The 14,477-nt window shown below is 68.4% G+C and carries 13 protein-coding genes; 2 read left to right on the top strand and 11 right to left on the bottom strand.

What is annotated here, in order from left to right; translation table 11 throughout:
- Positions 1-3,069 (bottom strand): formate dehydrogenase-N subunit alpha, encoded by a 3,069-nt coding sequence (fdnG, locus tag AC6CR5_RS21930; RefSeq protein WP_498084953.1) that lies wholly within the window; start codon positions 3,067-3,069, stop codon positions 1-3.
- 271 nt (positions 3,070-3,340) lie between these two features.
- Between fdnG and AC6CR5_RS21925 the strand changes: the two genes are divergently transcribed.
- Both AC6CR5_RS21925 and AC6CR5_RS21920 read left to right on the top strand, forming a co-directional pair.
- A complete protein-coding gene (locus AC6CR5_RS21925; RefSeq protein ID WP_498084952.1) occupies positions 3,341-4,888 on the top strand; it encodes a DUF1254 domain-containing protein in 1,548 nt (515 codons plus the stop codon).
- Positions 4,889-4,965: 77 nt separating this feature from the next.
- Positions 4,966-5,463, top strand: coding sequence for an acyl-CoA thioesterase (locus AC6CR5_RS21920; RefSeq protein WP_006387319.1), 498 nt, complete (start codon positions 4,966-4,968; stop codon positions 5,461-5,463).
- A 182-nt stretch (positions 5,464-5,645) separates the two neighbouring features.
- On the opposite strand, the gene AC6CR5_RS21915 is transcribed toward AC6CR5_RS21920, so the two are convergent.
- From AC6CR5_RS21915 to AC6CR5_RS21870, 10 genes are all read right to left on the bottom strand, one after another.
- Positions 5,646-6,659, bottom strand: a complete 1,014-nt coding sequence (locus tag AC6CR5_RS21915) for a sterol desaturase family protein (RefSeq protein ID WP_006387318.1) — start codon at positions 6,657-6,659, stop codon at positions 5,646-5,648.
- 2 nt (positions 6,660-6,661) lie between these two features.
- Positions 6,662-7,456 (bottom strand): polysaccharide deacetylase family protein, encoded by a 795-nt coding sequence (locus AC6CR5_RS21910; RefSeq protein ID WP_020925491.1) that lies wholly within the window; start codon positions 7,454-7,456, stop codon positions 6,662-6,664.
- Positions 7,440-8,384 carry a YVTN family beta-propeller repeat protein gene (locus tag AC6CR5_RS21905; RefSeq protein WP_047993088.1) on the bottom strand — a complete coding sequence of 315 codons (945 nt, stop codon included), beginning with the start codon at positions 8,382-8,384 and terminating at the stop codon, positions 7,440-7,442. The genes AC6CR5_RS21910 and AC6CR5_RS21905 overlap by 17 nt, the downstream gene beginning before the upstream one ends.
- A gap of 210 nt (positions 8,385-8,594) precedes the next feature.
- Positions 8,595-9,470, bottom strand: coding sequence for a DUF2950 family protein (locus tag AC6CR5_RS21900; protein WP_498085755.1), 876 nt, complete (start codon positions 9,468-9,470; stop codon positions 8,595-8,597).
- 23 nt (positions 9,471-9,493) lie between these two features.
- Positions 9,494-10,792 carry a DUF3300 domain-containing protein gene (locus AC6CR5_RS21895; protein WP_498084951.1) on the bottom strand — a complete coding sequence of 433 codons (1,299 nt, stop codon included), beginning with the start codon at positions 10,790-10,792 and terminating at the stop codon, positions 9,494-9,496.
- Between the two features lie 120 nt (positions 10,793-10,912).
- Complete coding sequence (locus AC6CR5_RS21890) at positions 10,913-11,128, bottom strand: TOBE domain-containing protein (protein ID WP_006227327.1); 216 nt, start codon at positions 11,126-11,128, stop codon at positions 10,913-10,915.
- 91 nt (positions 11,129-11,219) lie between these two features.
- Positions 11,220-12,125 carry an ATP-binding cassette domain-containing protein gene (locus AC6CR5_RS21885; protein WP_053074833.1) on the bottom strand — a complete coding sequence of 302 codons (906 nt, stop codon included), beginning with the start codon at positions 12,123-12,125 and terminating at the stop codon, positions 11,220-11,222.
- A 25-nt stretch (positions 12,126-12,150) separates the two neighbouring features.
- Positions 12,151-12,984 (bottom strand): MetQ/NlpA family ABC transporter substrate-binding protein, encoded by an 834-nt coding sequence (locus AC6CR5_RS21880; protein ID WP_047993091.1) that lies wholly within the window; start codon positions 12,982-12,984, stop codon positions 12,151-12,153.
- 16 nt (positions 12,985-13,000) lie between these two features.
- On the bottom strand, positions 13,001-13,663 hold the full coding sequence (locus AC6CR5_RS21875; RefSeq protein ID WP_006387310.1) for a methionine ABC transporter permease: 663 nt from the start codon (positions 13,661-13,663) through the stop codon (positions 13,001-13,003).
- Positions 13,663-14,472 (bottom strand): methionine ABC transporter ATP-binding protein, encoded by an 810-nt coding sequence (locus AC6CR5_RS21870; RefSeq protein WP_006387309.1) that lies wholly within the window; start codon positions 14,470-14,472, stop codon positions 13,663-13,665. The genes AC6CR5_RS21875 and AC6CR5_RS21870 overlap by 1 nt, the downstream gene beginning before the upstream one ends.
- Positions 14,473-14,477: the final 5 nt, after the last annotated feature.

The following is a 14,477-nucleotide window of genomic DNA, read 5'->3' as shown; positions in this document are numbered from 1 at the left end:
CTAGATCTTCTCGACCTGCACCAGGAACGACTTGAATTCCGGTGTCTGCGAATTGCCGTCGCCCACGAACGGGGTCAGGGTGTTGGTCAGGAAGCCCGGTTTGGCAATGCCGACGAAGCCCCAGTGGATCGGGATGCCGACGTGATAGACGGTCTTGCCCTCGATGGTCAGCGGCCGCAGGCGCTTGGTGACCAGCGCCACCGCCTTGATGTAGCCGCGGTTGGACGACACCTTCACGCGCGAACCGTTGGCGATGCCCAGTTCCTTGGCCATGACTTCGCTGATCTCGACGAACTGCTCGGGTTGCAGGATCGCGTTGATGCGGACGTTCTTGGTCCAGTAGTGGAAGTGCTCGGTCAGGCGGTAGGTGGTGGCCACGTAGGGGAACTTGTCCACCGTGCCCATCGCCGCCAGGTCGTCCTTGAACACGCGCGCCGCCGGGTTGCTGGTGACGCCCTTGGCCTTCGGATACAGCGGGTTGTAGCCCAGCGGCGTCTCGAACGGCTCGTAGTGTTCCGGGAACGGCCCTTCGGCCATGCCGGCGCGCGCGAAGAAGCGCGCCACGCCCTCGGGGTTCATGATGAACGGGCCCATGCCGCCGTCGGGGTTTTCATCGCCCTTGAAGTCGGGGATGTCGGCGCCGACCCAGGCCTTGCCGTTCCACGAGATCAGGCTGCGGCGCGGGTTGAAGGGCTTGCCCGCGACGTCACAGGAGGCGCGGTTGTACAGGATGCGGCGGTTGGCCGGCCACGCCCAGGCCCAGTTCAGGGTCTGGCCGATGCCGGTCGGGTCGCTGTTGTCGCGGCGCGCCATCAGGTTGCCGCCGGGCCCCCAGGCACCGGCGAAGATCCAGCAGCCACTGGCGGTGGAACCGTCGTCGCGCAGTTCGGCAAAGCCGGCCAACTGCTCGCCGCCCTTGCGCATGACCTTGGTCGGGTCCTTGGGGTCGACCAGGTCCACCAGCGCCTTGCCCGAGTATTCCTTGGCCAGTTCTTCCGCGGTCGGACTCTGCGGGTTGGAATACGGCCAGGACAGGTTGACGATGGGGTCGGGGTACTTGCCGCCCTCTTCCTGGTACATCTTGCGCAGGCGCGTGAAGATCAGCGACATGATCTCGATGTCGCTCTTGGCCTCGCCCGGAGGCTCGGCGCCCTTCCAGTGCCATTGCAGCCAGCGCCCGGAGTTCACCAGCGCGCCATCTTCCTCGGCAAAGCAGGTGGTGGGCAGGCGGAACACCTCGGTCTGGATCTGCTTGGGATCGACGTCATTGGCCTCGCCGGCGTTGCGCCAGAATTCCGAGGTCTCGGTGACCAGCGGGTCCATGATGACCAGGAACTTGAGCTTGGCGAAGCCCGCGTTCAGCTTGGCCTTGTTGGGCGCGGCCGCCAGCGGGTTGAAGCCCTGCGCCAGGTAGCCGTTCATCTTGCCCTGGTTCATCAGCTCGTAGACCTGCAGCATGTCGTAGAGCTTGTCCAGCTTGGGCAGGTAGTCGAACGCCCAGTTGTTCTCGGCGGTCGCGGCCTTGCCCCACCAGGCCTTCATCAGGCTCACGTGGAACTTGCCGTAGTTCTGCCAGTAGCTGAGCTGGTTGGGCCGCAGCGGCTTGAGCGCGCGCGTGGCGATGTACTTGCCGTAGTCCTGCTCGGGCTCGTTGGGCAGCGTCATGTAGCCGGGCAGCAGGTTCGACATCAGGCCCAGGTCGGTCAGGCCCTGGATGTTCGAGTGCCCGCGCAGCGCGTTCATGCCGCCGCCGGCGATGCCGATGTTGCCCAGCAGCAGCTGCACCATGGCGCCGGTGCGGATGATCTGCGAACCGATCGAGTGCTGCGTCCAGCCCAGCGCGTACAGGATGGTGGCGGCCCGGTCGGTGGTGGCGGTGGACGCCAGCATCTCGCAGACCTTCAGGAACTTGTCGCGCGGCGTGCCGCAGACGCGTTCGACCATCTCTTCGGTATAGCGCGAGTAGTGCTTCTTGAGCAGCTGGTAGACCGAACGCGGATGCTCCAGCGTCGGGTCGGTCTTGACGTAGCCGTCATCGCCGCGCTCGTAGTCCCAACTGGCCTTGTCGTAGGTCCGCTTGTCGGCGTTGTAGCCGGAGTACAGGCCCGCGTCGAACGCGAAGTCCTCGCGCACGATGTAGGAAAAGTCGGTGTAGTTGCGCACGTACTCGTGCTGGATCTTGTCGTGATCCAACAGGTACTTGATGACGCCACCCAGGAAGATGATGTCGGTGCCGGTGCGTATGGGCGCGTAGAAGTCCGCCACGGATGCCGAGCGCGTGAAGCGCGGATCCACGACGATCAGCTTCGCCTTGTTATGGGCTTTCGCTTCCGTGACCCATTTGAACCCGCACGGGTGGGCCTCGGCGGCATTGCCGCCCATGATCAGTACTACGTCCGCGTTCTTGATGTCGACCCAATGGTTCGTCATCGCTCCACGGCCAAACGTCGGGGCAAGACCTGCCACCGTCGGGCCATGTCAGACACGGGCTTGGTTGTCGAACGCCAGCATCCCCATGCTACGCACGGTCTTGTGCGTGATGTAGCCCACCTCGTTGCTGCTTGCCGAGGCGGCCAGCATGCCGGTGGTCAGCCACCGGTTGACCGTCTTGCCGTCTTCGGTCTTTTCGACGAAGTTGGCGTCACGGTCGGCCTTCATGAGCTTGGTGATGCGCGTGAGCGCGTCGTCCCAGGAAATACGTTCCCACTTGTCCGAACCGGGCGCCCGGTATTCCGGGTACTTCAGGCGGTTGGGACTGTGGATGAAGTCGATCAGGGCCGCGCCCTTGGGACAGAGCGTGCCGCGGTTGACCGGATGGTCGGGGTCGCCCTCGATGTGCATGATGCTGGCGCGGGCATTCTTGGCGCCATCGCCCAGGCCATACATCAGCAGACCACAGGCGACCGAACAGTAGGGACAGGTGTTGCGCGTTTCCGTCATGCGCGCAAGCTTGTACTGGCGCACTTCGGCCATGGCCGTGCCGGGGGCTGCCCCCAGCAATGCCAGGCTCGAGCCAGCCAGCGTGGTACCGGTCACCTTGAAGAACTGGCGGCGGTTCATGTTGACCATGAAGCACTCCTCTCCGGGTGAATAAGGGGAAAGCGCGGGCCGGTCCGGGGAAAAGCCCTACGAATTCCAAGGATTTGCAAGCAAGTATAGGCGCAGCGCGGGCGAGTTGCCATGCCTTGCGTCCCCCGAACGCGAAACCCGGCAATGAGAACGATTTACGGCCAGGATCGGGCTTTTTCGTGGATTTTGGATCATCGCGAGGCTGCTACCATTGCCGGCGGCGGGTTCCGACCCGCTTTTCCGCCCGTCCCGCATGCCTGTTGGAGCGCCGATGCGCCGTTTTGCCCCCCTGGCCCTGTCCCTGTCGCTGGCCGCGCCCGGCATGGCGCCGGCGCCGGCCATCGCCGCGCCGGCGCTGACCCCGGCGGCGGCCGCCACTGAGTCCGCCCGCGAAGCGGCAATGGAAGGCTATCTGTACTTCTACCCGCTGCTCACGCTGGACCTGACCCGGCGCCAGTTCACGCATCCGTCGCAAAGCGAGCGGGGCGCGCCCGTCAATGCCTTCCTGCACACCCGCGCCCTGCCCCGCCCCGGGTCGGCCACGCCCTGGGCCAATCCCGACATGCTGCGCAGCAGCGCCTGGCTCGACCTGAGCGCCGGCCCGGTGGTGCTGTCGGTGCCGGACAGCCAGGGACGCCTGTATACGCTGACCCTGCTGGACCTGTGGAACGAGGCCTTCGCCACGATCGGCACGCGCAGCACCGGCACCGCCCGCGGCAATACCGCGATCGTGCCGCCGGGCTGGACCGGCACCCTGCCCTCGGGCATGCCGCGCATCGACGCCCCCACGGCGTACGTCTGGGCCCGCTCCCTGATCCAGGCCGTCGGTCCGGCCGACTATCCGACGGTGCACGCCCTGCAGGACGGCTTCACCCTGACGCCGCTGGCGCAGTGGAACCTGCCGGCGCAGTCGCAACGGGTCAAGGCCGACCCCTCGCTGGACCTGAAGACGCCGGTGCGCGAACAGGTCGAGTCGATGCCGACGGACGCCTTCTTCACCTACGCCGCCGAGCTGCTGCGCCGCAACCCGCCTCACGCCACCGACCAACCGGTGCTGGCCAAGCTGCGCCGGGTCGGGCTGATCCCCGGCCGCCCGTTCGACTTCGACAAGCTCGACCATCCGGTCAAGCAGGGCCTGCGGCGCGGCCTGCGCGAAGCGCGCGAACGCATGCAGGCCGCCGCCGGCGTCAGCCTGAGCAGCGTCAATGGCTGGCAGCGGGAGACGGCCAGCGTCGGCGTCTACGGCAACGCCTACCTGAGGCGCGCGCTGTCGGCCCAGGCCCAGCCGGGCGCGGGACTGCCCGAGGACCTGTCGGCGCTGCTGCTGGCCGCCGACAGCCAGGGCCGGCCGCTGGATGGCGCCCACCGCTATACGCTGCATTTCGACGGCGGCCAGTTGCCGCCGGCCGGCGCGCTGTGGTCGCTGGCCGCCTACGACGCGCAGGGCCTGCCGGTGGCCAACCCGATCGAGCGCTACACGCTGGGCGAGCGCGATCCGCTGCAATACAACGCCGACGGCTCGCTCGACCTGCTGATCAGCCACACCGCCCCCGAGCCCGGCGCCCAGGCCAACTGGCTGCCGGTGGCGGCCGGCGGGCCTGTGTACGTGCTGCTGCGCGTCTACGCCCCGGGCCCGGCCTTGCTGGACGGGCTGTGGACGCCGCCGCCCGCGGTGCGCGACGACCCGCAGCCCGAGCCGGAACCCGTGCCCGAGCCGGAACCGCGGGCGCAGGCCGCGACGACGCCCGCCGCAGCGCCCCCCGCCAAGGCGCCTTCCGGCGCTCCGGCCACCGCCCCAGGCCCCGCGAAGAAACCCTGACAAAGACGCCGGCGACGGCGCCATGACAGGGTTTCGCCACTACCATAGGCGTTTTGTCGCCGAGTAGAACGCCCGCCATGGACGAAGCCTTTAGCCACCAACTGTCGATGACCATCCTGATGACGCCCGATATGGCGAACTTTTCAGGCAATGTGCACGGCGGAACCATCCTCAAGTACCTGGACCAGGTCGCCTACGCCTGTGCCAGCCGCTACGCCGGCCAGTACGTCGTGACCCTGTCGGTCGACCAGGTCGTGTTCCGCGAACCGATCCACGTCGGCGAGCTGGTGACCTTCCTGGCGGCGGTGAACTACACCGGCCGCACCTCGATGGAAATCGGCATCAAGGTGGTCACCGAGGACATCCGCAGGAAGCTGGTGCGCCACACCAACAGCTGTTATTTCACGATGGTGGCGGTGGATGACAACGGCGCGCCCACCGCCGTGCCGCCGCTGGCGCCGCGCAACCTCGAGGAAACGCAGCGCTTCGAGGCCGCCCGCCTGCGCCGCGAGCTGCGCCAGGAAATGGAACGTCGCCACGACGAAATCAAGCGCGAGACCACCCATGAAGGGTGAGAGCCCCCACGCCGCGCGCGCTTCGCGCGCTAGCTGCCCCCCGAGGGGGCTGCCCGCCCTTGGGGCGGCCCGGCGGGCGGGCGGCTATTCTTGCGACGAGCGACGTCCAGGTCACAGGTGACCGGACATGAAAACCGGGCCTTGAGGCCCGGTTCTTTTTGGCGACGGCGCAACGCTGCGCGTCACGCGCCTTCGGCCGCGCCCGGCGGGCGCGATGGCGGCGCCGTCACGGCCGGCTCGCGGTCGCGGCCGACCATGCGCTTGAGGCCCAGCCACTGTTGCGACCAGAAGCCCTGGCCGTAGTCGCGGCCGCCCAGTTCCGGCTGCTGGTCATGGATGCCGGTGGGGCCATAGCCGACGCCGAAGCGGGCCGAGCGGAACAGCACGTCCCAGACCGGGAACAGCGCGGCGAAGTTGTAGCCGCCGGCCGGGCCCGGCGTCGAGGCGTCATAGGCGATGGAATGGTGATGGCGGTGGAAACGCGGGCTGACCAGCAGGCGTTCGCCGATGGCGCCGAAGTGCATGCGCAGGTTGGCGTGCGAGAAGCTCTGCGCCAGCTGCGTGATGGCCACGATCGCCACGAACTGCGCGGGCGGCACGCCCACCAGCTGCGACACGAACACCACCACGACGTCACGCAGCATGTCGTCCAGCAGGTGGTTGCGGTCGTCGCTCCACATGGTCATCTGGCGCTGGCTGTGGTGCACCGCGTGCAGCGCCCAGAGCCAGGCAAAGCGGTGTTGGGCGCGGTGGTACAGGTAGTCCACCAGGTCGAACAGCAGCAGGTAGATGATCAGGCTGACCCAGGCCTGGTCGGTGACGCCGGGCCAGTACTGGTCGAGCTGGAACGGCGCGAAGCCCCAGATGTGCAGCTGCCCGAAGACGCTGTCCCAGAACGGATCGATGGTGAAGAACAGCGCCAGGCGGAACACGCCCAGGCGGTGGATCAGCGTGTAGAGCACGTCGATGCCGATCTGGCGGCGGTCGGTGACCGGCTCGACCGGGCGCAGGCGCTGCAGCGGGCCGAACACCAGCAGCAGCACGGCCACCTGCAACAGGCCGACCAGCAGCCACATGGTGGCGTCGTAGCCGTCCTCGATGAAATTGCTCAGGCCCAGGTGGAACAGCGCCGGCTGCACCAGGGTTTCGAACAGCCATTGCTGGCAGTTCCCGAACCATTGACTAAGCGTATCCATGATCAGTGATGCGTGGCGATCCAGTCGCGGTAGGCGGGATGCGTATCCAAGGTAGCAAAACAATAGCCCTTGCGCTGCAGGCCTTCAATCAGCGGCTCCAGCACGGCGGGGGCCCAGGGGTCCTGGCGCGACCAGATGCCCAGGTGCGCCAGCAGGATGTCGCCGGGCTTGATGGTGCGCAGCGCCTGGTCCAGCAGCTTGGCGTTGGGGTACTTGTCGCTGGGCAGTTCGTCGCCCAGGAAGCCGGCCGGCGCCCAGCCCACGTGCTCGAAGCCGCAGGCCTTGGCCGCGCGCAGCAGGGCCGGCGAGGTCTTGCCGCCCGGCGCGCGGTACAGCGGCAGCATCGGCTTGCCGGTCATCTGCGTGAAGCGGGTGGCGGAACGCTTGATCTCGGCGCAGTACTGCTCGGCGGTCCAGGTCTGGCGCTTGCCCGTGTCGGGGCCGGCGCTGGGCTTGACGCGGAACTTGCCGTCCGGCAGGTCGCCCTGCCAATAGACGTGGTCGTAGGTGTGCGAGCCGAACACGTGGCCCTCGGCGGCGCGCGCCTTCCACCACGGCGCCCACTGGTCGTCCAGGCTGCTGCCGTCGGTCAGGGTGCGCTCGTTGGCCAGGAAGAACGTGACCTTGACGTGGTGGCGCGCCAGCACGTCGGCGATCAGCGGCGCCACGCCCATGTGGCCGGTGTCGAAGGTCAGGTAGACCGGCTTGTCACAGGTCGCCGGGGCCGCGCCGGCGGCCTGCGCCGCCAGCGCCAGGCAGATGGCGGCGGCCAGTTGCCGTTTAGCGGGTCGACGCATGGTTCAGCGTCCAGACGCCGTGCGGCGACTTGCCGACCGTCACCTGCTTGACGACTTTCTTCTGCTCCAGGTCCACCACGGTGAGCTTGCGGGCCCAGCGCGAGGTGACCAGCAGCGTCTTGCCGTCGGCCAGCACGTCCATGCAGTCGGGGCCGCCCGGCACCGGGAAGGTGTCGACCACGGCCAGCGTCTGCAGGTCGATGCGGCTGATGGAGTTGGCGGTGCGGTTGCTGACGAACAGGTGGCGCTGGTCGCCCTGGGCGCGGAAGGCGTGCGCGCCGGCGGCGGTCTTGATGCGCGAGATCAGCTTGGCCGGGCCCTTGCTGACGTCATAGGCCTCGACGTAGGAATCGCCGGTCAGCGCCACCAGCAGCGTTTTCTGGTCGGGCGTGAGGAACACGTCGGCCGGGGTCTTGCCGACCGAGACGGTCCACTTGGGCGTCTGCGTGGCCAGGTCGATGGCGATGAGCTGGTCGCTGTCCTGCAGCGTGACGTACGCCGTGGTGCTCTTGGCGTCGATCATGATGTGGCTGGGCGTCTTGCCGGCCGGGATGCGCTTGACCAGCGTCAGGTCAAAGCCCTTTTCCAGCGGCTTCCAGGCGTAGATGTCGATGTGGTCCAGGCGGTTGGCGGCCGTGACGAACCACTTCATGTCCGGCGAGAACTGCAACTGGTAGGGATCGACGATGCCGGTCAGGGTGCGCTGCACCTCGCCGGTCTTGGGATCCATCAGCGTGATCGAGTCGCCCGTGGCGTTGGCCACCATCAGCGACTTCTTGTCAGGCGTGAGGTACAGGTGGTGCGGTTCCTTGCCCGTGGGGACGCGCCGCAGTTCCGTGTACGTGGCGGGATCGACGATGCTGACGTTGGCGTCCAGGGAGTTCAGGACGAAGATCGGGGCCGACGCCGCGGCGGCGCTGAGCGCCATCCCTGCGCCCAGGAGGGCGCAGCGGACAAAATGCAAGGGATTCAATTTCCAGGTCCGACAAAAGGGGATCGGGCACCGATCCCAGCGCTCGCCATTTTGGCATAGCCGCCTGTCAAAAAACCGTAAATCCGACCGTCCGGGCCATGCGACAGCCAGGTTGCGGCACGGCTACAACGCTCGCGCCGCCACACCTGCAACAATCGTAAAAAATCATTTGGTGCCAATGGGTTGCGGTGTGATGTCGTTCCAGGTTCCGAACGACACATCGGTGCCCTGGAGCGTGGCCGCGCGGCGTGCCGTGGCCGGCCCCAGGTCAGCCTCGCGCAGCTCGCCACGCGCGTCGATGACAAAGCTGCCGATGCCGGTATGGCCGTAGCGGGCCGGCCAGGCCAGGATCCAGTAGCCGTCGCCGCCGCGCGCCGGCAGCACCTTGTAACGGTAGCCGTAATAGGCATCCGCCACCGGCACCTCCGGCCCCATTGCCAGCGCGTCCGGACCATAGGCCTGCGCCGGGTAACCGGGCAGTTCGGGCCAGTACAGTCCGTCCAGCGCGCCGGGGCGGCTCACCAGCCGGTCGGCGTAGCGGCCCTGGCCCACCCCGTCGCGGTAGCGGATCTGGGCCGCGTGCAGTTCGCGCAGGGTGTCGATGGTGTTGAGCTCGTTGCGTCCGATGGCGCGGCGCGCGATCTCCGCCTTGCCGGCGGCCGGGTCGAACCGCCAGCCCTGCGACACGCGCACGATCGGCACCGGCATGGTCCAGCCGGAATCGCCCACGCTCAGCCAGGCGCGACGTTCGCCGTCGGCCAGCACCTCGTGCTTGCGGGACCAGGCCGCCAGGAAACGATAGACATCGTCCTGCCCGACCCCGCCCGGCACGATCTGGCGATGGTCCGGGCCCAGCACCTTGGCCAGGGCCACGGGGTCGCTGGTGGCCAGCGCCTCGCCGAAGGCATCGGCCGCGGCCTGGGGCGTGGGATAGACGCTTTGCGCCGCGGCGGGCGTGGCCAGCAGCGCCAACGCCAGCCAAGCGACGCTGGCGGCCCGGCGCGACCACCGGTCGGGGGCACGGACGAGCGCATTCATCATCGAGACTCCGCTGATCATGGTGACTACCTCCGTCCGCCGAAATGTCCGCCACCGCCGCCGATATGGCCGCCGCCTCCGCCATGCCAGCCTCCGCCGCCGCGTGGCGCGACCCGGGACTCGCCGCCGCGTTGCACCTGTTGCCGCATGCGCTCGCCATTGCCGGCGTCGCGCAGGGCGCTGCCGCCGTTGTTGGCGCGGGCGCGGTCGCGCGCGGCGGCCGCGTCGGCGTGCTGCCGCTGCGCCGCCGCCTGCCGGTCCTGCGCCGAAAGGTGGCCCGGCCCCTGGGCCCGCGTGCCCGCGCCGCCCTGCCCCAGGTTGCCGCCGCGCGGTCCGGTGTGTCCTTCGATGGACTGGCCGGTGCGGCCTTGGAAGGATTGCGCGGCGCGCTCGCGGGCCGCGTCGCGCGAGCCCGGCGCGGGCGGGGTCCGCCCTTGCGCCCGGTTCTGCAACCCGGCCTGGCGCTGGCCGTCGAACTTCTGCCGGCTGGCCGCATCGGCATAGGGCGCGTTGCCGCGGTTGGCCGGGTTGTGCTGCCAGGCGACGTGGTTGCCGTTGATGTTGGCGGCGTTGATGCGCTGGTTGACGTTGATGTTGTTGTAGCGGTTGACGTTGACGTCCACGTCGTTGTGGCCCCAGTTGAAGCCACCCCACATGGAATCGACCGCGGCCACGCCCAGGCCGAAGCCGATGCCGGCCACCAGCGAGGTGGCGAACACCGAGCCCGGCGGCGGCGGGTAATAGGCGGGGGGATAGGCGGGATAGGGCCAGGCGCCGTAGACCACGGCGGGGTTGTAGCTGGGCACGTAGACCACCTGCGGATCGGCCGGCTCGATCACCACCACGGTCTTGCCGCCAGCGTCGGTCGAGGTGACCTTCTGCTGTGGCGTGCTCTTGAGGTTGCCGGCCTGCTTGGCCTGCGCCCGCAGCCGCTGCACCGAGTCCATGACGGCATCGGGCTGCGCCAGGAAGGCGTCGCCCACCGATTTCACCCACGCGGGCTGGCGCCCCATCATGTCCATGACCGATGGAAAGGCCACCAGGGACTTGACGCTGGGATCCCAGGATTCGCTCTCGACGGCCTTGACGGCGGCGTCGCCCGACTGGCCGGCATGCGCGGCCGACCATTGCGCCGCGGCGGCAATGTCGTCGGGATAGGTGGCCCCCATGAGGACCTGTGACAGAAGGGAGTCGGGGTAGAGCGCCACCGGCGCCAGCAGCTGGTCCAGCTGCCCCTTGTCCAGCTTGGTCTGCGCCGCGGCGGGCAGGCAGATCGCCAACCCGAGGCACAGGCAGCCGAGGAACCACGCTTGCAGTCGACGCATTTCCCGTTCTCCGTGATCGCAACGCAAAAGCCACAAACCTGGAGTGAACCGCCGGATACCGCGCAGACAATATATACCGAAACCGGCGCCGGACAAGCGCCGGTTTCGGGCGACGGACGCCTAGAGCTTGGCGACCGAGACCTCGGTGGCCTTGACGAAGGCCAGCACCTCGGTGCCCACCTGCAGGTCCAGCTCCTTGACCGAGCGGGTGGTGATGACCGACGTGACGATGCCGGCGGGCGTGTCCACGTCGACTTCCGAGACCACCGGGCCCAGGATGATTTCCTTGATCTTGCCGCGGAACTGGTTGCGGGCGTTGATGGATTGAATGCTCATGGTCCTGCTCCTGAAAAAAGAAAGGATTTCCGTTGGATCCCGCTCGCGCCGGGATGGCGCTTGCCGGGAAAACCGCACCGGCGGCCGCGGCCTAGACCGCGAGCCGCAGGTGCCGTATCTGTATGACCGGCGCCAGGGGCCTGTCCGCCGCCGCTGGCGCCTCCTGCTTCATCACCACCCGCAGCACCCGCGCCTCCAGCGCGGCGAAGGCCGCCGAGCCGCGCGCGCGCGGCCGCGCCAGTTCGACACGCTCATCCAGCACCACGCGGCCCTCGTCGATCACCAGGATGCGGTCGGCCAGGGCGACAGCCTCGCTGACGTCGTGCGTCACCAGCACCGCGGTGAAGCCGTCGCGGCGCCAGATGTCCTCGATCAGCTGCTGCATGCCAATGCGGGTCAGCGCGTCCAGCGCGCCCAGCGGCTCGTCCAGCAACAGCAGGCCCGGCCGGTGCACCAGCGCCCGGGCCAGCGCCACGCGCTGGCGCTGGCCGCCGGACAGTTGCGCCGGCCAGTCGCCGCCGCGGTCGCCCAGGCCGACCTGGCGCAACACCTCGGCCGCCTGGGCCCGCGCCTGCCCGGGCAGGCCCAGCGCCACGTTCTGCGCCACGCTTTTCCACGGCAGCAGGCGCGCGTCCTGGAACATCATCCGGACCCGGCTGTCGGCCGACCATTGCGGAAAATTGTCGAACAGCACCGGCGAACGCGCCGGCACGCCGCCCTGCGCCGCGCTGGGTGTCTCCAGCCCGGCCAGCAGGCGCAGCAGGGTGCTCTTGCCACAGCCGCTCTGCCCCACCACCGCCACGAACTCGCCGGGCGCGATGTCCAGGTCCAGCCCCTTGAGCACCAGGCGCTCGCCATAGCGCTTGGACAGCTGGCGCAGGGTCACGCGCAGCGCCGCCCGGGCCGGCACCGCCTCGTCGGCGGCCGGTTCGCGATCGGCGCGCCCGGGAACGTCCAGGTGCTGCAACAACTCGAACTCGTTGGGGTTGATGAACATGGCGTGGCCTCCGGGCGCCGCGTCCTCAGCGGGACGCCGCCAGCTTCTGCTGATAGTCGGTCTTGACGAAGCCGGCGAACGATTTCTCGGTCACCGCCAGGAACTCGGGCGAGGCGTAGGCGGCGGCGATGTCCTTGACGAAAGGCTTGTCCAGGTCGGCCGTGCGCACCGCCACCAGGTTCTGGTAGGTGGGCGTGGTCTTTTCCAGCGCCAGCGCCTCGGTCAGCTTCAGGCCCGAGGCCAGCGCGAAATTGCCGTTCACGAACGAGTAGTCGGTGTCTTCCAGCGAACGCGGCAACTGCGCGGCCTCCAGCGGGATCAGCTTGATCTTCTTCACGTTCACAGCCACGTCCTTCTCCGATACCCGCAACGGGTCGTAGCCTTCGCGCAGCTTGATCCAGCCCAGCTCCTGCAGCACCACCAGCGCGCGCGCCTGGTTGGTCGGATCGTTGGGCACCGCCACGCTCACGCCCTCGGGCGCGGCGTCCACGCTCTTGTACTTGCGGCTGTAGATGGCGATCGGCGCGGTCGGCACCTTGACCAGTTCCGACAGTTCGAGCTTGTTCTTGGCGGCGAAGTTCTGCAGGTACACGATGTGCTGGAACGCGTTGGCGTCCAGCGCGCCTTGCGCCAGGGCGAAGTTCGGCTGCACGTAGTCGTTGAATTCGACGATGCGCACGGTGTAGCCCTGTTTTTCCAGGATCGGCTTGATGCCGAGCTTGATCTGGTCGCTGTAGGGGCCGGCGGTGGCGCCGAAGACGATTTCCTTCTTGGCCGGATCGGCCGCCAGCGCGGCGCCGGACAGCGACAGGAGAGTGGCGGCCAGCGCCAGGCTCAGGAGATTGCGTTTGACGGACATGGGATTCCTCTCGGGATCAGCGTTTGTCGATGCGTCGCGCGACGGTATTGCCGGCGAACTGGATGATCTGCACCAGCACCACGAGCAGCGCCACGGTCAGCACCATCACGTCGGTCTGGAAGCGGTAATAGCCATAGCGGATGGCCAGGTCGCCGATGCCGCCGCCGCCCACCACGCCGGCCACCGCGGAATACGACAGGAAGCTCACCGCCAGCACGGTCAGGGCCAGCACCAGCCCGGACCGCGCCTCCACCAGCAGCACCCGGCGCACGATCTGCAGTTCGGATGCGCCGGCGGCGTGCGCGGCCTCGATGACGCCGCGCGGCACTTCGCGCAGGCACTGCTCGACCAGCCGCGCGAAATACGGGATGGCCGCGAACGACAGCGGCACCGCCGCCGCCACCGGGCCGATCGAGGTGCCGGCGATGACGCGGGTGAACGGCACCAGCGCCACCAGCAGGATGATGAAGGGGAATGAGCGCACGGTATTGACCGTCCAGCTCAGCAACCGGTGCGCCAGCGGACGGTCCAGCGACTGGCCCGGACCGGTCAGGAACACCAGCACGCCGAGCGGCCCGCCCAGCAGGATCGACGCGGCCAGCGCGATGCCCAGCATCAGGAAGGTCTGGCCGACCGCCACGCCCAGTTCGGGCAGCAATTGCACAAAGGTATCCAGCATCAGGCGACCTCTTCATAGGGATGGGTGGCTTCGCGGATCAGCTCGCGGCCGAGCGCGGAGGTCAGGTGCACGCCGGCGCCGGAAATCTCGGCCTGCTCCAGCACCTGGCCGTTCTCCATCACCGCCACGTGGCGGCACAGCGCCCGCACCACCGCCAATTCGTGCGTGACGATGACGATGGTCACGCCCAGGCGTTTGTTGATGTCGCGCAGCACGCTCAGCACCGAGCGCGTGGTTTCGGGGTCGAGCGCCGAGGTCGGCTCGTCGCACAGCAGCACCGCGGGCTCGCTGGCCAGGGCGCGCGCGATCGCCACGCGCTGCTTCTGGCCGCCGGACAACTGCGCCGGATGGCTGGCGGTCTTGTCGGTCAGGCCGACGATCTCCAGGCATTCACGCACCCGCGCCGCGATCTGCTCGCGGCCGCGGCCGCCATGCACGCGCAGCGGGAAGGCCACGTTCTCGAACACGGTCTCGTTCTGCAGCAGGTTGAACTGCTGGAAGATCATGCCGATGTTCTGGCGCGCGGCGCGCAGCGCGGGCTTGCCGAGCGCGGTCAGCTCGGTGCCGCCGACCCGCACCGTGCCTTCGTCGGGACGTTCGAGCAGGTTGATCAGGCGCAGCAGGGTCGATTTTCCCGCGCCGCTCTTGCCGATGATGCCGAAGGTGTCGCCGGCGCGGATCGACAGCGACACGTTGCGCACCGCGTCGAAGCGGCCGGCGCGCGTGGCGAACGACTTGCTCACCGCGTCCAGCCGGATCAGCGGCTGCGGCAGCGAGGCCAGGTCGGGAAGGGAAGAAAGATCGGTCATCGGCG

It is taken from the genome of Achromobacter sp. EG18 (assembly GCF_059759395.1).
Note: the sequence above shows the minus strand (reverse complement) of the source record. Positions and strands in the feature narration are given on the sequence as shown.